General features: G+C 66.1%; 16 protein-coding genes. 6 read left to right on the top strand and 10 right to left on the bottom strand.

The annotated features are described in order from the left end of the window. Positions 1 to 141 precede the first annotated feature (141 nt). The 6 genes from AC1DX5_RS08080 to AC1DX5_RS08055 all read right to left on the bottom strand — a co-directional run bounded on the left by AC1DX5_RS08080 (position 142) and on the right by AC1DX5_RS08055 (position 5107). Entirely contained in the window at positions 142 to 438 is a 297-nt protein-coding gene (locus tag AC1DX5_RS08080) for a DUF2849 domain-containing protein (protein WP_478014786.1), read from the bottom strand. After that, complete coding sequence (cobA, locus tag AC1DX5_RS08075) at positions 435 to 1223, bottom strand: uroporphyrinogen-III C-methyltransferase (RefSeq protein WP_478014785.1); 789 nt, start codon at positions 1221 to 1223, stop codon at positions 435 to 437. Before cobA ends, AC1DX5_RS08080 begins: the two co-directional genes overlap by 4 nt. Before the next feature lie 68 nt (positions 1224 to 1291). Beyond that, complete coding sequence (locus AC1DX5_RS08070; protein ID WP_478014784.1) at positions 1292 to 2620, bottom strand: glycoside hydrolase 5 family protein; 1329 nt, start codon at positions 2618 to 2620, stop codon at positions 1292 to 1294. A gap of 96 nt (positions 2621 to 2716) precedes the next feature. Then, on the bottom strand, positions 2717 to 3232 hold the full coding sequence (locus AC1DX5_RS08065) for a hypothetical protein (RefSeq protein WP_478014783.1): 516 nt from the start codon (positions 3230 to 3232) through the stop codon (positions 2717 to 2719). Then, positions 3229 to 3822, bottom strand: a complete 594-nt coding sequence (locus AC1DX5_RS08060; protein WP_478014782.1) for a hypothetical protein — start codon at positions 3820 to 3822, stop codon at positions 3229 to 3231. The genes AC1DX5_RS08065 and AC1DX5_RS08060 overlap by 4 nt, the downstream gene beginning before the upstream one ends. A 4-nt stretch (positions 3823 to 3826) precedes the next feature. Continuing rightward, complete coding sequence (locus tag AC1DX5_RS08055; protein WP_478014781.1) at positions 3827 to 5107, bottom strand: YadA C-terminal domain-containing protein; 1281 nt, start codon at positions 5105 to 5107, stop codon at positions 3827 to 3829. A 155-nt stretch (positions 5108 to 5262) separates the two neighbouring features. Here AC1DX5_RS08055 and AC1DX5_RS08050 point away from each other — a divergent pair, with 155 nt between their 5' ends. Continuing rightward, on the top strand, positions 5263 to 6426 hold the full coding sequence (locus AC1DX5_RS08050) for a helix-turn-helix transcriptional regulator (protein WP_478014780.1): 1164 nt from the start codon (positions 5263 to 5265) through the stop codon (positions 6424 to 6426). A gap of 69 nt (positions 6427 to 6495) precedes the next feature. After that, positions 6496 to 8142: a hypothetical protein gene (locus AC1DX5_RS08045; protein ID WP_478014779.1), complete on the top strand. Its 1647-nt coding sequence runs from the start codon at positions 6496 to 6498 to the stop codon at positions 8140 to 8142. Positions 8143 to 8171: 29 nt separating this feature from the next. Here AC1DX5_RS08045 and AC1DX5_RS08040 read toward each other — a convergent pair whose 3' ends face one another. Further along, positions 8172 to 9356, bottom strand: coding sequence for a cytochrome-c peroxidase (locus AC1DX5_RS08040; RefSeq protein ID WP_478014778.1), 1185 nt, complete (start codon positions 9354 to 9356; stop codon positions 8172 to 8174). 715 nt (positions 9357 to 10071) lie between these two features. Between AC1DX5_RS08040 and AC1DX5_RS08035 the strand changes: the two genes are divergently transcribed. From AC1DX5_RS08035 to AC1DX5_RS08025, 3 genes are all read left to right on the top strand, one after another. Beyond that, positions 10072 to 10674, top strand: a complete 603-nt coding sequence (locus AC1DX5_RS08035; protein WP_465176987.1) for a response regulator — start codon at positions 10072 to 10074, stop codon at positions 10672 to 10674. Further along, the gene (locus AC1DX5_RS08030) at positions 10671 to 12467 is read left to right on the top strand and encodes an ATP-binding response regulator (RefSeq protein ID WP_478014777.1); all 1797 of its coding nucleotides are present in this window, start codon (positions 10671 to 10673) and stop codon (positions 12465 to 12467) included. Before AC1DX5_RS08035 ends, AC1DX5_RS08030 begins: the two co-directional genes overlap by 4 nt. Before the next feature lie 785 nt (positions 12468 to 13252). Then, complete coding sequence (locus AC1DX5_RS08025) at positions 13253 to 16912, top strand: autotransporter outer membrane beta-barrel domain-containing protein (RefSeq protein WP_478014776.1); 3660 nt, start codon at positions 13253 to 13255, stop codon at positions 16910 to 16912. A 242-nt stretch (positions 16913 to 17154) separates the two neighbouring features. Here the strand turns inward: AC1DX5_RS08025 and AC1DX5_RS08020 are convergent, their stop codons facing one another. The 3 genes from AC1DX5_RS08020 to AC1DX5_RS08010 all read right to left on the bottom strand — a co-directional run bounded on the left by AC1DX5_RS08020 (position 17155) and on the right by AC1DX5_RS08010 (position 22017). Further along, positions 17155 to 17697, bottom strand: a complete 543-nt coding sequence (locus tag AC1DX5_RS08020) for a DUF5681 domain-containing protein (protein WP_478014775.1) — start codon at positions 17695 to 17697, stop codon at positions 17155 to 17157. Between the two features lie 424 nt (positions 17698 to 18121). Next, complete coding sequence (locus AC1DX5_RS08015; protein ID WP_478014774.1) at positions 18122 to 20536, bottom strand: TonB-dependent receptor plug domain-containing protein; 2415 nt, start codon at positions 20534 to 20536, stop codon at positions 18122 to 18124. A 110-nt stretch (positions 20537 to 20646) separates the two neighbouring features. Further along, positions 20647 to 22017, bottom strand: coding sequence for a protein adenylyltransferase SelO (locus AC1DX5_RS08010; RefSeq protein WP_478014773.1), 1371 nt, complete (start codon positions 22015 to 22017; stop codon positions 20647 to 20649). Positions 22018 to 22054: 37 nt separating this feature from the next. Here AC1DX5_RS08010 and AC1DX5_RS08005 point away from each other — a divergent pair, with 37 nt between their 5' ends. Beyond that, positions 22055 to 22945 (top strand): alpha/beta fold hydrolase, encoded by an 891-nt coding sequence (locus tag AC1DX5_RS08005; RefSeq protein WP_465173751.1) that lies wholly within the window; start codon positions 22055 to 22057, stop codon positions 22943 to 22945. The last annotated feature ends 15 nt before the right edge of the window (positions 22946 to 22960 follow it).

Raw genomic sequence — 22960 nt, 5'->3', positions numbered from 1 at the left:
GGGAGGGGGACCGCGAGCCGAAGGCGAGGGGTGGWGGGGGCGCGAGCGAAGCGAGCGTCCCGCAATCTCCCCTCCACCACGCGCTTAAGAAGCGCGCGGTCCCCCTCACCATCTGCGATGGGGAGGAATTGACAGTAAGGCTCATATCACCCAGCTCCCCGCGGTCGGATCGGCGGGCTTCAATGTCAGGTCGAGCCGCACCGTGGGCCCGAGCGCGCGGACGCGGTCCTTGATATGCGCGGGACGAGGCCCCTCGGGCGTCGCTGTCGCATCGATCACATAAGGAGCGTTGACGCGGCGGGCACCTTCCTCCGCGCCGGCGATCGCCTCGCCCTGATCGCCGACATCGGCCGAATCCTCGACATGGCGCGACCACCCCTGGCCGGTCCACCAGATCACGTCGCCGGTCGGCAGGTCGTTCCCGGTCAGCAATTTCACGCAACACTCTCCGCTATTCTCGCCCAGCGGCCGAGCTTGTCCTCGGCATCCGACAATTCCACGACTTCACCCACGACGATGATCGCCGGGCTCGCCACCTTCTCGCGATCGACCATCGATCCGAGATCGGCGAGCAAGGTCTTGATCGCCCGGCTGCCCGACAGCGTGCCGCGCTCGAGCACCGCCACCGGCATGTCCGGTGCCACGCCGTCGCGCATCAGCTTGTCGGCGATGTCGTTCGCGGTCGCGACGCCCATATAGATGACGAGCGTGCGGCCCTTGCCGGCCAGGCCCGACCAGTCCTGCTCGGTCAGGCCCTTGCACTGGCCCGCGACGAAGCTGACCGCGCTCGAGTGGTCGCGGTGGGTGAGCGGCAGCATCGCCTCGGCTGCGCAGCCAAGCGCCGCGGACACGCCGGGAATGACTTCGACCGGCAGCCCGGCCGCGCGCACTGCCTCGACCTCTTCGCCGCCGCGCCCGAAGATGAACGGGTCGCCGCCCTTCAGCCGCACCACGATCGCCCCGGTCTTCACATGCGCCACGATCAGCGCGTTGATCGCTTCCTGCGGCAAGGTATGCCGCGCGCGCTGCTTGGCGACCGAAATGCGCTGTGCCGAAGCGGGCGCGATATCGAGCACGCGGCGGTCGATCAGCCCGTCATGCACGACGATATCGGCCGATTTCAGCGCCTCGACCGCACGCACGGTCAGCAGCCCGGGGTCGCCCGGGCCAGCACCAACGAGGATCACGCGCCCGCGCGCGGAAGGATCGAGAAGGCTTGCCATGGGGAGTGCAGATGGTCCCCGGGCGGGCGGGCCGCAACGGATGCTTGCTTGGGGCGTCCTTAGCGAATCTATGCCACTGGTGTGGCGATGGCGGCAGCGTGCGCGCGGATGATCGCGCGGGTCGAGGCGTCGCTGTCGAATACCCCGTACCAGCCCTGCGGCTCATGCGGCGGATCGCCCAGCCAGGCCTTGTCGCCGGGCACGAAGCGATGATCCGCATGCGCCGCCCGGCCTTCGCCCGACCAGGCCCAGAAATTGCTTCCGGCGACCGGCCCGCCGCGCGCGACATCGGCCTCCACCGCGCCATAGATCTGCCGGTAATAGCGGTCCTTGAAGGCCGTCGCCGCGGACGGATCGTAACTGCCCCCGTCGCGCGGATAGCCGAATTCCTCGATCACCAGCGGCTTGCCCAGCTCGGTCGCGATACGGACATGCCGCGCGATATAGTCCGCCACCTTGACCGCGCCCGCGTCCTCCGTGCCCGCCAGGTTCTTCGCATCGACCCAGCCCCAGTTGAGCGGCCAGATATGGCAGGTGAGATAATCGATCTCAGGGATCCGATGTTCCGCCTTCACGATCGCCTCGCGCTCCAGCGCCCCCTTCAGGCCCTCGCTCCCGGTCGAGACGAGCTGGCGCGGCGCGAGGCCGCGGATCAGTCGCGCGGTGCCCTGCACCCAGGCCTGGAAGGCGGGCAGGCCGGCCAGCCCCACCGCGTCGCTGCCCGCCGGGCGTGGCTCGTTGGCGAGCTGCCACGCCATGATCGTCGGGTCGTCCGCATACGCCATGCCGGTGACCTTGTTGGTGCGCCCGACGATCGCGCGGATATGGCGGTGGTACAGCGCGACCGCATCCGCCCTGTCATAGAAGCGCGAGACATGATCCGGGAATTCCGGCCAGGGATGCGCCGGATCGTTCATGTTGATGAAGCGGCCCTGGTCGACATAGCTGAGATAGGTCATCATCCCGCCCGACCATTCCCAGAAATTGGTCAGGTACAGCACCGCGCGCATCTGCCTTTTGCCCATCTCCGCCAGCAGGAAATCGAGCCCGCCCAGCAGTGCCGGGTCATAGTGACCGCGCCCATCATGCATCGCCGGCTCGACCGCGTTGAGCAGCGGCGATTTCTCGGAAGAGGCCAGCACGCGCAGATTGGTCACGCCCATCGCGGCCAACGCATCCAGCTCGCGCTTCAGCCGCGCTCGGTCTCCATAAGGCGCATCGGCCCCGAGCCACGCGCCGTACCACATGTTCGCGCCGGCATAGCGATAGGGCTTGCCGCCGATGGTGAAGCGGATCCCGTCGCGTTTTACGAAGCGATCAGGGGCTTTCGCCGCTACTGCCGGACCCGCGAGCGCCAGCGTGATACCGGCACTGACCACCTCTCTCCGCGTGAACATGGTCCCTCCTGTCTATCGTTGGACAAGAGGATAGCGCGCGGGGCGGGGATTGAAAGGGGCGTGGCTGTCGGTTGAGGCCGCCCGCGCCATCGGCCGTCACCAGAATCGTCCCCCATAAAGCTTCAGGCCCGAGGTCCCCGCGGCCGGTGTACCATCGCGAATCGCCGCCGCCTCGGGCGTGATCGCGATGGAACGGGGCAGCGCGTCCAGCACGCGCTTCGCGGTGGCGCGGTCACCGACATTGGCGCTGAGCAGGCGGGGCGGGGCGGCGTTGAGGAACAACAGGTATACGCTGCCGAACCAATCGCGAACCTCGATATGGTCGATGGTCGCAAAGGGCAGCCGGCCTTCCCGGAACAGCTTGAAATGGATGGCATCGGGCGCGATCGCGAAGCGGGGATTGATGCTGTTGTGCGACTTGCTGCCAAGCAGGCCGCCCTGGTGCCGGTACAGCGCGCGAACGGCTATGGTGATCGTCCCGTCCGGCGCGGTAACGGGCGGCGCGGGCTGCGATGTCTTCCCCCTGCGCAGGACCACGACGATGCCGATGGCCGCTAACGGCAGCGCCGTCGTGAGGCTGTGGAACAGGAACTGGCTCGCCGCCGCGCTCATGGCCGGACCGGATCGGGTTCCACCAGCTTCATCCGGGCGAGCATGGCACGGGTCTCGGGCGAATCGGCGACGGGCTCGAGCCGGGGCGAGGTGCGCACCAGCCCCATCGACGTCCGGATCGCGAAGATCATGACAGCGCCCGCCCCGACATCGACCTCGAGCGGCGCGACCGCCGAGGGGCCGGGCGCGCCGGGAATATCGGCGAAGAGGCGGTGCGTGCCCGCCGGCAACGCCATCATGGTGAAACGCTTCGGCATCAGCTGGGCGATCGCCACGTCATCGACCGACACGTCGAAGCCGATCGATCCCGCGGCATTGCTCCTGTCGCGCATCATGACGACCCAGCCGGCCCCGGGCGTTGGCGGAAAGGCGAGCAATGCCGCTTTTCGGGCATCGTTCGCCACTGGCATCCGGCGATTGCGCGCCAGCGCGTTCAGGCCGGTAAACAACCCCGAGCCGAGGACCATCGGCAGCACGAACTTGGTCGCGCCGAGGTCCAGGCCCGGAGTACTGGCCTCGGCGAGGATCAGTAGCGTGAAGAGAACGCCGCCGACGGCGAACGCAATCGCGAGATTTCCGAGCGTCTTCATCGCTCTAGAGACCAAAGCTGATGCCGACGCGCCCGGCGGTAGATCCGCGCACGGTCGACCCGCCGACGCCGGCATTGATATAGACCTTGGGGCTGACGCGGCCGACGACCGATCCCGAAAAGCCCTGTTGTCCGCGATAGGTCGCCAGGTTGAACGACATCGAAATATTGCTGTCCGGCACGATCATCGTACCGCCCAGCGCCACGGCCGCCGCGATGCCGCCATTGGCTTCCTTGATGTTCCGGCGCAGCCCGTTGACCGACGTCTGCAGCCCGCCGACCTGATCCTGCAAGGTCCCGATCTGGTTCGACTGGATGGTGTTCACTGCCTCGATCGCCGTCATCCGCGCATCCTGGCTGACATTCCTGGCCTCGACCGAGGTCAGGCGCGTGTTCTGGGTGACGTTCTCGGTTTCGACTCCGGTCAGCCGCGTATCCTGCACCGTGTTGACGCTCTCGACACTGGTCAGTCGGGTGTTCTGCACGGTGTTGACGGTCTCGACATTGGTCAGCCGCGAGTCCTGCTGGACGTTCGTCGCCTCGACGGCGGTGATGCGCGTGGCCTGATCGTTCACCTGGTTGGTCAGGTTGGTGACGTTGCCGGCCACGCTCCCGATGGCATTGTCGACATAATCCTTGTTCGCCGCGTCGGTCCCCGCGATTGGCGCGCCGACATTCTGGATGCGGTTTCCGCCAGCGTCGATCGTGGTGCCGGGGGTGATCGCCAGCTTGCCGCTGATCGTCACCGACGAATTGAACGTCGATTTCGACACTCGGAGCTCGGTTATCTCGGCGAGGCCGGTCGCAAAGCTGTTCGAAGACAGCGATCCTCCGAAACTGCCGTTGCCGGTGGCGGCGAGCGACCCTGTGTTGATGCTCTTGGTGGTCAGGTTGCCGGTGTTGTTGATGGAGTTCGTATTGAGCTGGTCCACGGTCGTGAAACCGGCGAAATGCGCCTGGCCGTTGAACTGCACGCCCTCGTTGAAAATGGCGCCCCCGTTGAAGGTCGCCAGGCCATCGGCACCGTCGAGAATGACTTCCCGCCCGGCGGGGCCGACCGTGATTCTCGTGTCGTTGGAGTAGATCGGGAAGCTGTCGCAGCCATCCTCGTCACCAAAGCCGATCATGCCGTTCGAGGAGCAGATCGCCTGCTGGCCTCCTCCCGCGGCTGGCTCGATCCGGACCTGGGCCGCAGCGGGCAGCGGGACGAGCGCGGCGGCGAGTGCGAGGCCGCCCAGGCCGGCCGGCCAGGCGCCATGGTGACGCAGCCAGAATTCATTGATCATCGACGAAGCCTTTCCCAGAATTGCGCGGGTTACTGACTCCCGAACTCTCCCTGGCGGACGTCTCGCCGCCGGATTCATTCGGTCGTTGCCTGGCTTATGGTCGGGCGGTACCGTGCCCCGCGCTCTTCGTTTGGGTAGGAGGTTGCAAAATCGCCATGCAGTTTGTGGTCGCCAATGCCCTGCCCGATGACCGGTCTCATCAGGATCGGCTGCCGCTTGCATGGGAGACGCTCGATCGGCTGATCGGCCAGATCTACGAATGCGCGCTCGACCCGTCCCAGTGGAACGCGACGCTCGAGCAGATCAGGCTGGCGCTGTGCCCGCCCGAATGGCGATCCGCCTTTCTGATGCTGGAACGACGCAATCCTCCCAGCGCCAGGTTCATCGCATGGACCAATATCGGGCCGGGCGTCGAGGCCATGTACAGTGCGGTCTTCGCCTATAACAATCCCTGGTCGCAGCGCGCCTGGCCGGCGCGCAACGGGCAGTTGATCGACACCGACGAGATCCTGCCGCGTGAGGAATTCCGCAAGACCGGCATGTACCGGAATTTCCTGGCGTCGATGAATGTGGACCGGACATTGTGTCTCATGCTCGATCGTCGCGAGGGCGAGCGTCTCGGCTTGTTGCTGATCGGCCCGGGCGATGCCGATCTCGTGCTGCTGCGGCGCAGCCTTCGGGTTCTCGGCCCGCATATTCAGCGCGCGGTGCGGATCAGCCACCGGATCGCCAGCCTCGAAGTGGCGGCGGGGGCGGCGCGGGCGGCCGCCAACCGGTCACGCTACGCCCTGATCAGCCTCGACAGGGATTTCGCCATCCTGTCGGTCAATGATCGCGTCGCGCATTATGAGGCAACCGGCCTCATCACGACCGCGGGCGGCAGGCTGGCCTTTGTCGATCCGGCCAGCCAGCAAAAGCTGGCCGCCATGGGCTCGAGCCCGACCCGGGACGATCTTGCCTTCCACGCGACGGACCGGGCGGGGCGGGAGCATCCGGTGCTCGGCGTGCTGATCGTGCCCAAGACCATTCCCTATATCGGCGGCGCCATTCGCGATGCCGCGATGATCGTCACCATTGGCAGCGGGGTGGGCGAGGGGCCGGTCATGAGCATCGACCGACTGGCGCAGTGGTTCGGGCTGACACCGACCGAGGCGCGCGTCGTGGACGCGCTGGTCGACGGGCAAACCCCGCAGGATTATGCCAGCCGCAATGGCATCAGCATCAACGCGGTGCGGTTCCACCTGAAGCACATCTTCCTCAAGACCGAAACGGCCAGCCAGGCGCAACTCGTCGCCCGGATCGCGAACATGCCCCGGTGATTCGCCGGTAGGTTGTCACCCTCACGGGAAGCGGTGCATTTCGTGCGACGGAGGCGTAAGCTGGCGCGCATGAGCCACGATCCAGTCCTGCCCGGTCAGCTTTCCGACCCACTCGTTTCCCGTCGCAGCACGCTGGCGATGTTGTCGTCGACCGTGCTGCTCGCCGCCTGCGGCAGCAGCGGCGGCGGGTCCCCCACGCCCACGCCGGCCCCCGCACCGACGCCGACTCCGACACCCACGCCGACCCCGACGCCCGGGCCGGTGACGGGTCCCGCCTGGTTCGGCTATGGCCATGACGCGCAGCACAGCGCGGTCAGCGCGATCGCGTCGCAGGATCTCGGGCGTGTCGCATGGTCGTCAGCCGTCGACCTGGCGCCGCAATATACGGCGGGCGGTGCGCTGCTCACGCATTATGGCTCGCCGGTGGTGACGACTCACAACACGGTCGTGATTCCGGTGAAGACGGCTGCCACCGGCGGTTACCGCGTCGAAGGGCGCAACGGGGCGAACGGCGCGCTGATCTGGTCGGCGACCACTGACTATGTCACGCCGCCGCACAATTGGGTGCCGCCCTACAACGCGCTGCTCACGCAGCAGGGGCGGCTATATGCGCCGGGCGCGGGCGGCAAGCTGATGATGCGCGCGGATGCGGATGCCGCCACCGGCACGCTCGCGGCGCAGCTTTTCTATGGCGCGGCTACCTATAACGCCAATCCCGCGGCATTCGACGGCACCGTGTTCGTCACCACGCCGCTCACGGCTGATACGCTGGGCAACATCTTTTTCGGTTTCCAGGTCACCGGCACCAACCCGGCAGGGTTGGTCAGCGGCATCGCGCGTTTGGCGCCCGACGGCACCGGCATCTGGGTCGGCGCGGCCGCGGCGGCCTCGGATTCGTCGATCCAGAAGCCCGTGACGAATTGCACACCGGCGATCTCGGTCGACGGCGGCACGGTCTATATCGCGGTGAACCGAGGCTCGACGAGCGCGACGCAGACAGGCTTCCTGCTCGCGCTCGACAGCACCACGCTCGCCACGCGCGCCAGGGTCGCCCTGACGGATCCGAACCTGCTCGCGCCCGCGCGCCTCAGCGACGACGGCACGGCATCGCCGGTGATCGGGCCCGATGGCCGGGTGTTCTACGGCGTGCTGGAATCGGTGTTCCCGTCGCATAATGCGCGCGGCTGGCTGCTGCAGTTCGACGCCCTGCTCAATCCGGTGGGCGTGCCGGGCAGCTTCGGCTGGGACGTGTCGCCCAGCGTGATCCCGGCGTCGATGGTGCCGTCCTACACCGGTACGTCGACCTATCTGCTCGCGCAGAAATACAATAATTATGCCGGGGTGGGCACGGGCGACGGGCTGAACCGGATCGCCGTGCTGGATCCGAAGACGGGCCAGGCCGATGCGATCGTGCCGGGCGTGCAGGTGATGCGTGAAGTGCTGACGATCCTCGGGCCCACGCTGGACGGCACCACGGCCACGTCACGGCGCGAATGGTGCATCAACACCATGGCGGCCGATCCGGCGCGCAAGTCGATCCTCGCCAACAATGAGGACGGGGTGCTGTATCGCTGGGACCTCGCCACGAACACGCTGTCGCAGAGCGTGCGGCTCAACCCCGGACTCGGCCAGGCCTATACGCCGACACTCGTCGGCGCCGACGGTGCGGTCTACGCGATCAGCAACGCGACCTTGTATTCGATCCGCGCGATTTAGCCTTGCGCCCGGTCAGGCGGTAGGCGTGCTCACCGCCGGAACGGGTCGCCGAAGCGCGCATCCGTCGTGAGGACGGGGTCGCTCAATGTCATCAGGAACGCCACCAGCGCTGCCCGATCCGCCGCGCCGAGGTTCAGGCGCTGCGGCCTGCCGCCGCGTCGCAGGCGATGGTCGAGCGCCGGACCCCGCTGAACACCGTGATCGTAGAAATCGATCACGTCCGCCAGCGTCGTGAACCGTCCGTCATGCATATAGGGCCCGGTCAGGCCGACACTGCGTAGCGATGGCGCCTTGAACAGCCGGGTCTCGCCGGCGTCCAGCCCGTTGCTCCGCGCGTCGGCCGCCAGCGCGAAGGTCGGGGGTAGGTGGCAGGCCGAACAGCCGGCGCCGCCCCGCGCGACCCCAATCATGAACAGCTGCCGGCCACGATTTTCCTGCGGCGTGAAGTTCGGCAGGTCGACATCCAGCGCGCGGTTCGGCCGGGTCGGCGAGAAGACCTGCGCATAACCCATATCCCACCGGCTGGAGCGCGAGACCATCGCGCGCACGAATTGCGCGAGCGCCTGCTGAATGCGCGGCTCGGTGACCGTGGGGCTGCCGAACGCCCAGGTGAACAGCGCCGGATAATAGGTCGTCGCACCCATCTTGCGGATCAGCGCATCGAAACCGCCCGCGGCACCACCCCAGCCCAGTTCGACCAGGCTGTGGAACGGGTGGCTCGCCTGCGCTTCCACGCTCGCCGCGCGCCTGTCCCAGAACATCGAGCCCGGTCGCCAGTAGCGCAGATTGCCCAGCCGCATCGCGTGGAAGTCAGTGGTGGCGGCGCTGCTGATCCCGTTGCTGAACCGCATCGAATCGGTAAAACCGAACGCCTGCCGGTGGCAGGAGGCGCACGAGGCTCTGTCGTTGGTGCTCAGCTTCAGGTCGTAGAACAGCACCCGGCCCAGCGTGGCCACCCGATCATTGACGGGGTTGGACGCCGGGCTGTGGTCGAGCGCCGTCACCGACCGGTCGAAATAGGCGGGAAGCGTCGGCGCGGCATAGTTCGCGACATGAGCGAAATCGACCGTGGTGGTCCGTGCGACACCCGCAGGGGTGACGGGCTGCCGATCGCTCCGCCCGTCGCCGCACCCGGCCAGCGCCAGAATGAAGGCGCTCGCGGCCAGACGTCCGATCCACCCGCGCGTCTTGGCCTCGTGCTCGCGGTTGATCATGACGGATCCTCTCGTACGGTGCATTCCCTGACAATGGCCGGCTCTCCCCCAGCTCGAGGCCCAACTCGTGACGGAAATCGACCGTCGCGCCGCGATCTTCGACGACGACGCCGATATTGTCCATGCGTTTGACCGCCACCGGGCTCGCCTCAATGGCCCTGGCTTGCCCCGTCAAAGCCATGGAGGGTTGCATCGGGGAACAATCGTTACGGCCTGCGCATGCCCCGCCGGAGTTCTCGATGTTTGAGCCGAAGAGGAAATTGCTGTTCACGAGCGATCGTGGAGAAATTCCCTAATTGAAAGGCGGCGATCGAACGATGGCCGTGTCCCTGCCTTCTTTACTCTTTCGCCATTTTTTGCGCGATCGGCGGTGAATGAGCGAACCGCAAACGGTACAAGTGCCGATATAGTACAGGCCATCCCATTTCACCCTGTTCCGATCAGGAGTATGCCGGTTTAGCCCGCACAGAATAAGGCGTATCACTGAGAGGGGCACAAATACTTCCTTGCCGAAAGCGATGCTACGTGCGCCTCGACTCTCCGCCATCACGTGACCTGCGGACGTGCGCCTGCCGCCTCCTGACGGAAACCAGAAAACCGGTACCGAGCGAGACGTCGAAGCGTTTTTACATCGGCTTGAAAACGCTCGCTATAGTCCATCTGGACTGCCTTGTGTTGGGGACTATCGCCGCCGATCGCGTTACAGTCGCTTTCCATGGACGAGCCCATTGTTCTCATCATCGACGATCATGCGCTGTTCCGCTCGGGCGTCGCCGCCTTGCTTTCCATCGGGCTGCACAATGCAAGGATCTGCGAGGCGGGCTCTCTCGAAGAGGCGCTGGCCTATAGCGGGATCAACCCGTCGATCCTGATCCTCGACGTCCAGTTGCACGGCATCAGCGGCCTGCAGGGCATGCCTTCCCTGCGCCGCAAATGGCCCCATGCCAGGGTCCTGGTGGTGTCGGCGTTCGACACCCCCGATGTCATCGCGGATGCCCTGGCGCTGGGCGCCGAAAGCTTTCTCGCCAAGACCGAACGTCCCGACCGGATGATTGCGGCACTGCGCCGCATGCTGGACGGCCCGGCCGGCAAGCCCGTCGCGCGACCGGCGGACATGACACGAACCTCCCTCACGCCGCGCCAGACGGAGGTGCTCGATCTCGTGTGCCAGGGATTGTCCAACAAGATGATCGCGCGGCGCCTCGGCCTTTCCGAACATACCGTCCGCGGCCATGTTCAGGCCCTGCTGGCGTCGCTCGGCGCGGCGACCAGGACGGAAGCTGCCTTTGCGGCCCGCCGCCTGGGGCTCATTCGGTGACGGCGCTGGCCCGCGGCGCCGTGCGCACCGAACAGGTGCGGATGGTGCTTGAAGGGGTCGGCGCGTCCCTGGCCGTCGGCATCCTGCTTCCCAGTCTGCTGGTCCTCGTGCTCAAACAGTCGGCGCCCCACCCATTGCTGGCAAGCTGGTATGTGGCGTTTCTCGCCGGACGCTGGTTGATGGTGCTGGCCGCGCGGCATCTGCTGCGGTCCGGCGACTATCGCAGCCTTGGCCGGCGCGTCGAATTTGGTCTGGCGCTGCTGAAAATCTACGAAGGCTGCCTGTGGGGCGCGCTGCTCTGGATCGCGCTTCCCGCGTCGGACCCGGCGATCAGCATCGTGCTCCTGTCGCTGCTGTGCGCCATTTGCGGCAATGCGGTGGCATTGCTCGCGCCGCTACGGGATCTCTACCTGGCGCTTGCCCTTCCGATGCTGGCCTTCGGGTTCACCCGATTCTGGTCGATGGGCACCACGCCGTACCGGGCGCTCGCGCTGTGCTGCATCCTGTATGTCGCCGGCCTTTACGGCCAGTCGCGTCTTGCCAATCGTCGCATTCGCGACGTCATCATGCTGCAGTTCGAAAACGACCGCCTGGTCGATCAGCTGCGCCGCGAAATGGGCCTGGCGCAGGAGGCCCGCTTCGAAGCGGAGCGCGCCAATACCGCCAAATCCCGTTTCCTCGCCGCCGCTAGCCACGATCTTCGCCAACCCGTGCACGCGTTGGGGCTGTTTCTCGAGGCGCTGGCGCACAGCCGCCTGACTCCGGCGCAACGCCAGACCGTGGAGAGCGCGCAGACGGCAAGCCTGGCCTCGTCCGAGATGCTGAACACGCTGCTCGACTTCTCGCGCATCGAGGCTGGCGTGATCGTGCCCAACATCCGTGATTTTCCGCTTCAGCCGCTGTTCGACAAGCTGGAGAATGAGCTGGCGCCGATGGCCGACGCGAAGCAGCTGATCTACCGGTCGCCGCAGACGCTGGCCTGGGTGACCTCCGACAGCGTGCTTCTCGAACAGATCCTGCGCAATCTCATATCCAACGCCATCCGCTACACGATGCGCGGCGGGCTGTTCATCGGGTGCCGCCGCCGGTCCGGCGCGGTGTCGATCGAAATCTACGATACCGGCATCGGCATCGCCGAACATGCGCAGGCCGACATTTTTTGCGAATTCCTCCAGCTCGGCAATCCGGAGCGTGACCGTCAGAAGGGCCTGGGGCTGGGCCTCGCCATCGCACACCGGCTGGCCGCCTCGCTCGATCATCCGCTGTCCCTGTCGTCCGTGGTCGATCGTGGCAGCGTTTTCCGTGTCAGGGTGCCGCTGACGTCCCCAAGCGACGAAGCCCTTGGGTCCGGGCAGCTTCCCGACCCGGTTCCGCTGGGGCAGCTTGCCGGGCGGACGTTCCTGGTGGTCGACGATGACGCGATCGTGCGGGCCGGCATGCGCCACCTCCTGCGCAGCTGGGGCTGCGAATGCCACGCGGCGGAATCGCAGGGTGCGGCCATCGATCTGTTGTCGCACTATCCACGGCCGGACGCGATCATCTGCGATTATCGCCTGCAGGACGGGCAAACCGGCGCCGATGTGGCGGCGACGCTCCGCCACTATCTCGGCGGCGACATTCCCGCCTTGCTGATCACCGGCGATACCGCCCCCGAGCGGCTGCGCGAGGCAATGCTCAGCGGGCTGCTCCTGATGCACAAGCCGGTCTCGCCGGCGCAACTATATCAGCATCTCTGCCGGCTGGTGGCCGAATCTCCGCCGACCGCCGCGCATTCGGCGGCAGTGACACGATAGAGATGGCAGGGCGGGGGCGCTACTGCGTGATCGGTGCGTAGTGGTCCAGGCGATAATAGCCCCGCGATCCTGAAGTACAGCAAGGCGGTCTTCTTTGATTATTTGGGTCTAACCCAATGCGTCAGCAGACAACCATAGCAGGACCGCGAATTCGACAGTGAATGCGCGCAGCCGCACTCGGCCTCGCGATTTGAGCGCGCCGTCAAAAGGGAGATGGCAGAAGGGGATCTGGCTCCGGTCGATCTCGATACAATCTTTCGTCCGAGTGTGCGCTCTGAAGCGATGTTCGTCCTTTGGAACAAAGTATCGTGTCGATGATTTCAATGTCCTGACTCTGCGTGTTTTTTTAAAGGGGTCCAGTGATGAAGAAGACATTTGGGTTCGGCATGGCCGCCGGCCCGATTCATTATCTGCGTGCTACTCCACACGGCGATAACGGGCCGCTGACGCTACGACGCGAATGTCGAAGCCGCGGCCGACAATCTGGATCACGCCGCTGACAACGCGGGGCGTCCGCTGCTGAATCCAGTTTCCAGAACCGCGTAGCCGGCATTCGTGCCCACGGCCGAAGCAAGGCCGAAGGTAAGAGCGGGCACGATCCCGACACGAGCCTGTCGGATAGTATTTAGATCAGTTTTTACTGATGAGTTTCATAATTGCGATAGTCTTGATATTAATAACGTACATTCGATATTTATAATAAAACTTTAGGTTAGTAATTAAATGACGAGCTGACAATCAAGGCGTAACTAGGTTTCTATAAAAATAAAGCAAGGGAGAGTAGGATGAACATCAAGCACGCAAAGACCGGTACGAGTCTGCTCGCGATAGGCAGGGGGCTGGCACCGGTAGTGATCGCCGGCGCCAGTTTTGCCGTCGCCGCGCCTGCCCAGGCACAGACCGCCTGTCTGCCGATCGCCGGCATCAACATTCTTTGCACCGGTGGCGGAGCGCCAGCCGATCCGCTCACGCCCGTGCTTGACCTTCCGCCGATCGCCGGACCCGTTGTCGTGACGCTCGGCGATGGATTCCAGTCGCCCGATACCGTCGTCCTCTCGACGGTCGGCGCCGCCGCCGACATCGTGATCAATCCGGTCGGTTCCGCCGTGATCAACACCACCGGCGAGCGCGGCCTTGATCTCAATGCGGGCGGATCGATCACTGCCCGCATCACGAGCATCACCACCAGCGGCAACGGCGCTACGGGGGGTCTGTTGCGCGCCGTCGATGACGTGCTGTTCACCGCCGACGACCTGATTTCCACAACTGGCGACAATGCGCCCGGGCTCGACATTCAGGGCAGCAATGTCACCGTCAACAGCAACATCATCCGCACTACCGGCAACAATTCGAACGGCGTGCAACTGGTCTCGCTTGACGGCCCGGTCAATCTCGATGCTGATCTGATCGATACCAGCGGTAATCTTTCGACGGCGACGCTGATTCGCTCCGCCGGCGCGGTCAACGTCAATGTCGGCGTGTTGCGCACTCAGGGCTCGCAGGCGCTCGGGCTCGATATCGCAACCAATCCGGCGACCTGCGTGCTGCTCGGCACTGGCGGCTGCGACGTTACCGCCGCTGCTGACCAGATCACCACCAACGGCTTTGGCGGCATCGGCGCGCTGGTCACTGCAGCAACCGGCACGACGACCGTCAATGTCGATACGCTCCAGACCGGCGGCGACGAGGCGGCGGGCCTCGACCTCTCGGCCGATCCCGTGGTGTGCGCGACACTCGGAGCCGGCGCGTGCGACCAGAATTTTACGGTCGGCTCGCTGACCACGCAGGGCGACAATTCACCAGGCGCCCTCATCCGGGCGGCGGGCAATATTACCGGCAACGTGAATCTGCTCACCACCAACGGCAACAATGCCGCCGGTTTGGACCTTGCCTCGGACCCTGATGCCTGCATCCTGCTGGGCGCGGGCAATTGCGGAACGTCGTTCAATATCGGGCAACTCACCACCACCGGCGATGGGTCGACCGGCGTGCTTGCCCGCATCGCTGGCCCGACCACGGGCCGAATCGGCGTGCTGGGCACGACCGGCGACAATGCCACCGGCATCGACATCGTCGGGGATCCCACTGCCTGCGTGCTTCTGGGTAGCGGCGCCTGCGACGTCGATCTCGCCGCGAACCGGGTGACGACGCAGGGCGACGGCGCTGCCGGCGTGCTGATCAATGCACCCGCCAACATCCTCGCCAATATCGGCCTCATTTCGACCTCGGGCGACAACGCGACCGGCCTCGGCATCACGACAGATCCGGCGGCATGCCTGGTTCTGGGGCCGGGATCGTGCGGCATCACCGCGGTCACCGGTCCCGTGACGACCGGCGGCGACAATTCGCCTGGTATCGAGGTGGTGGGCGGCAACGACCCGATCTCGGTCACGCCCGGTCCGGTCACCACCGGCGGGGACAATTCCCCCGGCGTGATCGTGACCGGCAATGGCCCGATCACCGTCGTCACCACCGGACCGGTAACCACCACCGGCAACAACTCGCCTGCCATTGACGTCAAKGGCGGGGCTGGCCCGGTCGTGGTCAACACGACCGCCGGCCCGATCACGACCAGCGGCAGCAATTCGGACGGCATCGACGTCTCCACCACGACGGGCAATCAGACCATCGTGGCCGGCCCGATCAGGGTGACTGGCCCCGGCTCGGACGGCATCGTCGCGGTCAGCCCGGGGTGCAGCGCCATCAATATCACCGCGACAGGCGCGGTGACCTCGGCACAGGGCGTTGGCATTCTCGCCTCAAGCGCATGCAGCGTGACCGTGACGACGTTGCCGGGCGCGCCGGTTTCCGGCCGGCTCGCGGGCATCGACGTGACCTCGGGCACGGGCGCGACGATCACCGTCGGCGATGTCGTGTCGAGCGCGACGGGCCCGGCGATCGATGTGGACGGCGCGCCGGCGCTGGTCACGATCACCTCGACCGGCACCGTGAACGGCTATGTCGACCTGACCGACAGCAATGACGTCCTGACCAATAACGGCAGGTTCAACGCGACCGCGAACAGCGCATTCGGCGCCGGGGCCGACCGCGTGGTGAACCGCGGCATTTTCAACGTGCGGCCGGGTGCCGCCACCGCGGGCACGATCACTCTGGCGGGGCTCGAGAATTTCGACAATAGCGGGCTTGTCGATCTGCGAAACGGGGTCAGTGGCGATACGCTGGCGCTCCCTGGCAACTTCACCGGTTCGGGTGCCTCGACGCTCGGCCTGGATGTGGCGCTGGGCGGCGCAACGCCCACCGCCGACCGGCTGGTTCTTGGCGGCGCGGCGACCGGCAGCACGACCATTCTGGTCAATCCGCTGACTGCCAATCCCGGCCTGCTGGTGAACAATCTGGTCCTGGTCGATGCGGGCGCGGGAAGCTCGGCGACCGCCTTCAATCTCGGCGGCCCCAGCACGATCGGCCTGGTCAGCTACCGGCTGGCTTATGATCCCGCCAGCTCCAACTATGCCCTGTTCGGTACGCCGAGCAACCGGGCATATGAGTTCCTGAAGGCGGACGAAGGCGCGCGCCAGATCTTCTACCGCACCAACGACGCCTGGTCGGGCCATATGCGCGACCTTCGCGACGCCGGCGGTGCCGCGGCCGACGAATCCCGGCGCGGGTCGGCCTTGTGGGGCCAGATGTTCGGATCCTTCAACAGGAACCGCTCGAGCCAGAGCACAAATGTGTTTGGACAAGCCCAGGATATCGTCACGAACAATCTCCAGGACTTTTTCGGCGGCCAGATCGGTTATGATTTCGGCGGGGTGAGCGAAGGCCGGGGGTTCGTGTTCGGCCTTACCGGTGGTTACGCCAATTCGACCGTCACCTTCAGCGGCAATGCCGACCGTTTCGTCTACAACGCCGTCAACGCCGGCGCCTATGCCAGCGGCAATGTCGGCCCCGTCTTCCTGAACGTGCTGGGCAAATATGAGCATTACTGGCTGGATATCGTGATGCCAGGCATCGCCAGTCGCCAGCACGTGAAGGGTGACGGCTATGGCGGCAAGGCCGAGGCGGGCCTGCGGTTCGGCGGGTCGGGCTTCTTCGTCGAACCCGGCGTCTCGATCGAATATGTCCGCACCAATCTCGGCACGCTTCGCGTCGATCCCACCACGATCGACTTCGACGGGAGCGACGGGCTGCGTGGCGCTGCCGGGCTGCGGATCGGCACCGTCATGACCTCGGGCGCGACCCGCACGAGCCTTTATGCCGGTGGCAGCGCGGTGCACGAGTTCAAGGGACAACGCGGCCTGGACTTCGCCAATGGTGGTCAGACGGTCGGGCTGCGCAATGACCGGATCGGGACGTACGGGCACGGCGTGATCGGCGTGAACATCGTGTCGAACGGCAATGTCAGTGGCTTCATCGAAGCGAGCGGCGACTTGAGCAAGACCTATAAGGGCGGCGGCGGTCGCGCCGGACTGAGCATACGCTTCTGACGGTATCGGATCGTCCAGGTCGGGGCGACGGAATAGAGGATGGTGCGTTCAGGTGTCGAAATGAAGCGGGAATAGACCTGCCTGGCTCATTGACCTTGGACGCACCGTTCCGGTTTCGGAGGGCCGTAAGGTGCGTGAGGTTTTGACGAAGCGGCCGCAAACTGGCCGGTCGGCTTCCGGCCAAGCGCTGAAGTAGCAGATGCCAAGCGACTCTGGTTGATCCAGCCGCTTGGTCCCCGCCATCACCCTACCTCATCCCCATCCCCAACATCCCGGATCACCACCGACCCCGATCGCGGATCGATCACGATCTCCTCCGCATAGGGATCATAACCCTTGTCCCCGTCGCGTTCCCGCCGCTTCGCCGCCCATTCCTTGTCGGCGCGTTCGGCCACGTTGAAGATCGCCAGCTGCGCGCGCTTCTGCTGCGCCTCCGCTTCCTGCACCAGCGCGGCCCAGCGGCGTTGTGCGCTCGCATTGCCGTTGAGCGCCGCGGCACCGATTGCGCGGAGCACCGCCCGGTTCATTGGCATCCGGGTCACGCTGTCGCCGTCGCGCACCTCGACCATGCGATAGGCTTCCTCCAGGATCAGCTGCCGCGTCGGCTCGGTCGCCCCGCGCAGCCGGTCGCCCGGCGCCCCGGATCGGCGCGGCGGGCGGCCCGCCGGATTGCCCGATTGCCCTGGCTGGAACTGGAATTCGACCGGCGGCTTGTCCCGCTCCGCGCGCCGGGTCMCGCGCGCGGTCGTGCCCGGCTTGCTCGATTCAATGCTCTGTCGCGTCATGTCATCGTCCCATGGATGAAGGATCGCAGCATGAAGCCAGCTTCCGCCGGACATTTGAATCGATGCGCAGCGTTGGGCGCCGGGTCATGCCCTGTTCCGCCCGGGCTCGTGCCCTGTTCCGCGCCGTTCCTGCCCTGTTATCGCGGAACAGGGCATGTTCCATATAAAATATTGATATATATAGATAATATATCCAACAAAGTTGGAGGTAACAGGGCAGGGAAAATATCGCTGCCCTGTTTGGCCCTGTTCCTGTCGGCAGCACCGCGCGGGGCTGCATCCGGGCCTCGCGACTCGGCCACCCGGCTTCGCGCGTTCGCATGCCAATCGAATCGCCTGAACCATGGCGTCGGTCGACATCCGTCCGCAAACATCGGGCTTCAGCGCACCGATGCCGCCGATCGTGAAAGCCGAACCGCGCGCCTCACCGGAAGGCGAGGGTCGCCCGCGCGTAATAATAGCCGCCGTTCACGCCGAACGCCGAGAAATTGGGATAGACCTCCACCGCCGGGCTGCCGGCCAGCGCCGCCACGCGCAGGCCGTCCTCGTTCACGCGCTTCGGGCGCTTGTCGAACAGGTTGTTCGCGCCCACGCTGAGCGTCAGCGCCTTGCCCAGCCGGTGCGAGAGGTCGAGGTCAGTGATGAACGCCGTGCCCGTCCGGTCGAGATAATAGGTACCGTCGCCGGGGTCGGCATAGCGCGCGGCATCGCCATACAGGCTTTCCTTCAGCGCCACCGTCCAGGGGCCTTTGGTGTACACACCGGCAAGGATGATCTTGTATTTGGGCGACGCGGTTTCCAGAGTCGACAGCGCCACCTTGTCGAACAGGCTCTGCCCGGACGCGGCCAGCTGGGCGGGGGTTGCGCGGATCTTGGTCACTACGGTCTCGCTGTAATTGCCCGCGAGCGACCAGTCGATCCGGCCCGCATCGCCCAGCCCGGTGGCGACGTTCAGCACCACGTCCACGCCGCGCGTGCGCGTATCGATGCCGTTGGAAAAGACGTTGATCCCGGAAAAGGGCACATTCTCCAGCACATTGCCGTTGGCGACGATTGCGGCGTTGACCGCCGCCGATCGCACCACGCCGGCATAGGTGCCGTACAGCGTGCCGCTGGCGACCACGCGGTCACGGATGCCGATCTGATAGGCGTCGATGGTAAGCGTCGCGCGCGGCGCGATCGTCGCCACCATGCCCAGGCTGACATTGGTCGAATGCTCGGGCGCCAGCGGATCGATCCCGATCAGCCGGGCAGCGGCGGCATTGGGCGGCAGCTGGACGAAGGCGGAATTGGGCTGGACATTGGTCGCCGAATAATAGGCTTCCGCCAGGGTCGGCGCCCTGAAGCCGGTGCTCGCGGTGCCGCGCAGCGCGACGGTCGGCGATACGGCGTAGCGCGCGCTGATCTTGCCCACCAGCGTCTCCCCGAAATCGGAGAAATGCTCCAGCCGCCCGGCCAGGTTGACGGTCAGGTCGGTTACGGGCTTGATCGACGCCTCGGCGTAGAGCGCGGCGTTGCGGCGGCTGTGGCTGCCGGCATCGGTCAGCGAGAAGCCGGGGAAGGATTGCGAGCCCGCCTTGTAGCGCGAGGCCGGATCGCCCTCCTGCAAGCTGTAGGTCTCGCGCCGGTATTCGGCGCCCAGCGCCAGCCCGACCGGCTCGCCAAGGCCGATCTCGATCTGGCGGCGCAGGTCGAGATTGGTCGTCCACTGAGTCGCCTTGAATGCCCCGGCATCGAAATCGGTCGGCGTCTTTCCGGTGTCGTTGAACAGGTCGATATTCGCCGATCCGGTCACCGCCACCCGGTTGTCGTTGACACCGTAGGTGCTGCTCAGGTCCCACGCCCAGCCGGCCAGGTCGCCGCGCCCGCCGATCGTGGCGGCGGCATCGTCGGTCTTCAGCCGGTCGACCGGGTTGAACCCCTGGGGATAGAGTTGCGGCAATCGCGTCGGCAGCCGGAAATTGGCCCAGCCGCCCGCCGTCTTGTGGCCATAGGTGCCGAACGCGTAGATCTCGACATCGGGCGAGACGTGAAAGCCCGCATTCGCGCTCAGCAGGTGCAGCGTGTAGCGCGCATCGCCGAACACCCGATTGAGATAGGGGTAGCCCGGCAAGTTGCGCCATTCGGGGTGCGCGCCGGAGGCGATCGCCTGCTCGACTCGGGCGTCGGGCCCGCCGGCGTTGCTGTAATCGTGGAACCGCGTCTCGGCGGTCAGGTTGAGAAAGCCCTGGTCGCCCAGCGCCAGGCCCAGATTGGCCGAGGCACCGATGGTCTCGCCATCGCCCTGGAAATATTGCCCGGCATGGACGCTCGCCCTGCCGCCCGACGCAGAATCGTTCAGGATGATGTTGACGACGCCGGCAATCGCGTCCGATCCATATTCCGCCGCGGCCCCGTCCAGCAGCACTTCGACGCGCTCGACCGAGGCCATCGGAATGAAGCTCAGGTCCGGCGCCGCGCCGCCCTGGAACGCGCTCGACAATACAGACAGGTTGGCGGTGCCGTGGCGCCGCTTGCCGTTGATCAGGATCAGCGTGTGGTTGGGCGACACGCCCCTCAGCCGCGCCGCCAGTGTCTCGTTGGCGAGGTCGTTGCCGACCGCCTGGGTGTTGAACGAGGCGAGCGTGGTCGACAGCGCGCCCATCAGGCTCGGCGATCCGGCACGGTCCAGCGTTGCGGCGTCGAGCACCTGCACCGGCGCCGGGCTGTCGATCGCGCGCAGGCCGGTGGTCCGTGTCCCCGTGACGATCACCGGGCTTTGTTCGGGTTCTTCCTGGCCGGAAGCGGGTTGCGCCGATCCAAGCACCGCTACCGCGGCACCCAAGCTGAACCTGATCATCGATGTCCCCCAACCCCAATGGCAGGGGAGTAGCTGATCTTGCGCCCTAAATCGCCCTATTTCGGATCGCGCACGTGACGGCGCGTCATGCAGCGATCGGCGGCGCCGGGTCAGCCGCCCGACAGCGCCTCGCCCATCGCGCGTATCGCCGCGACCTTGGCGTGAAGCACGGACCAGTCGTCGCGCGCGTCGATCGCCGACCAGATCGCCTCGACTTCCTCGATCAGCATCGAGCACGGGGCGCCGCGCCAATAGGCATGGCGGCGGTCGCCGCGCGCCCGATAGGGGCCGAGGACCGTGCGTACCTCGTCGAATGCCGCATCATAGCTGTCGGGCAGCGCCCCGCCGAACGCGTCGAAGAAGAACCGGTCGATCGCCATGTTCCCGCTGCGCAGCGCGCGCTCCACCGCCTGCACTACGGCGCGGTCGCTCTCCGGGTCGCGCGGCACCAGCCCCAACCGCCACAGGATCGCATCGGACACCGCGGGCTGATAATGCTCGCCGAACCGCTCGAGCACGGCGATCAGCGGCTCCGCCTCGCTGATCAGCCGCAGCGACACCGCAAGCTGCATCGCGTCCCAATGGATCGCCTCGGGCTGGCGCCCGAAGGCGTACAGCCCGGCATGGTCGAAATAGGCCGCGGTGAAGCCCGGGTCCCAGGTCGGGGCGAAGCGCCACGGGCCGTAATCGAAGCTCTCGCCGGTCACGTTGATATTGTCGCTGTTGAGCACCCCGTGGACGAAACCCGCCGCCATATAGCGCGCCGCCAGCCGCGCCGTGCGCCGCACGACATGGTCGAGCAGTCGGACGGGCGCGTCGTCACCCGCCTCCTCGCCATAATAATGGCGCAGCACATAAGCGGTCAGCCGGCGGAGGCCGTCCTCGTCGCGGTGGTAGGCCAGCCGCTGGAACGTGCCGATGCGGATATGCCCATGGCTCAGCCGCACCAGCACCGCGGAGCGGGTGGGGGAGGGCTCGTCGCCCCGCTCCAGCGCTTCGCCGGTCTCGATCAGCGAGAAGCTGCGCGATGTCTCGACGCCCAGTGCCTCGAGCATCTCGGTCGCCAGCACCTCGCGCACGCCGCCCTTCAGGGTCAGCCGCCCGTCGCCGAACCGGCTCCACGGCGTCTGGCCCGATCCCTTGGTGCCCAGGTCCATCAGCCGCCCGCGATCGTCCCGCAGTTGCGCGAACAGGAAGCCGCGCCCGTCGCCGATATCGGGATTGTACACGCGGAACTGGTGTCCGTGATAGCGCAGCGCCAGCGGCTGCGTCAGGCTGCCCTCGAGCGGCTGGAACCGCCCGAAATGCGCGATCCATTCGGCGTCGCTCAGCCCGTCCAGCCCAAGGCTCGCCGCAGCCCGGTCGTTGCGGAAGCGCAGCCGGGTCTCGGGGAAATCGGCCGCGGCGACCGGGTCGTAAAAGCCGTCCCCCAGCTCCAGAATGGCGGTTTCGGGCCGATATGCTTGCGGGGGCAGGGTCATCCGGCGATATGGGAGGCGCAAAGCACAGGATGCAACCATGTCGGCGCCAGAAAATCTTACATGGGTAAATCGATATTGGTGGTCGAACGATGGCCTGCGCCTCCACTATCGCGATTATCCGGGGCGCGAGGATCGCCCGCCGATCCTGTGCCTGCCGGGACTGACGCGCAACGCGCGCGATTTCGAGGATCTCGCCGCGCGGCTGTCGCCCGACTGGCGGGTGATCGCGGTCGATCTGCGCGGGCGCGGTGAAAGCGCCTATGCCAAGGACCCGATGAGCTATGTCCCGCTCACTTATGTCCAGGATGTCGAGGGGCTGCTCGGCGAGCTCGGCGTGTCCTCCTATATCGCCTTCGGCACCTCGCTCGGCGGCATCGTCACCATGCTGCTCGCCGGCACCGCGCGGGAGAAGATCGTCGGCGCACTGCTCAACGATGTCGGGCCGGAGATCGAGACGGCCGGCCTGTCGCGCATCCGCACCTATGTCGGTAAATCCAATACCTGGCCGACCTGGATGCATGCCGCCCGCGCCGTGGCGGAGGCCAATGCCGACGTCTATCCAGCCTACGATATCGAGGAGTGGCTGGCCATGGCCAAGCGGCTCTACCGGCTCAACAGCGCGGGGCGAATCGTGCTCGATTACGACATGAAGATCGCCGAACCCTTCCGCGTCCCCGGCAACGAGGCCGGGCCGGACATGTGGAGCGCGCTCGCCCGGCTGAAGCAGGTGCCGACGCTGATCCTGCGCGGTGGCCGCTCGGACGTGCTCGGCGCGCGGACGGCCGAGCGCATGGCGGCCGCGCTCGACAATGCGGAACTGGTGACGGTCGATGGCGTCGGCCACACCCCGACGCTCGACGAGCCGGAGGCAGCGGCCGCGATCGATCGGTTGCTCGACCGGACGATGAGGGAACCGGCCACCGCCTGAACGCGTCTACCTCCC

This window comes from Sphingomonas sp. P2_B6, from assembly GCF_056404755.1.
This window is presented reverse-complemented; position numbering and strand designations above follow the sequence as displayed.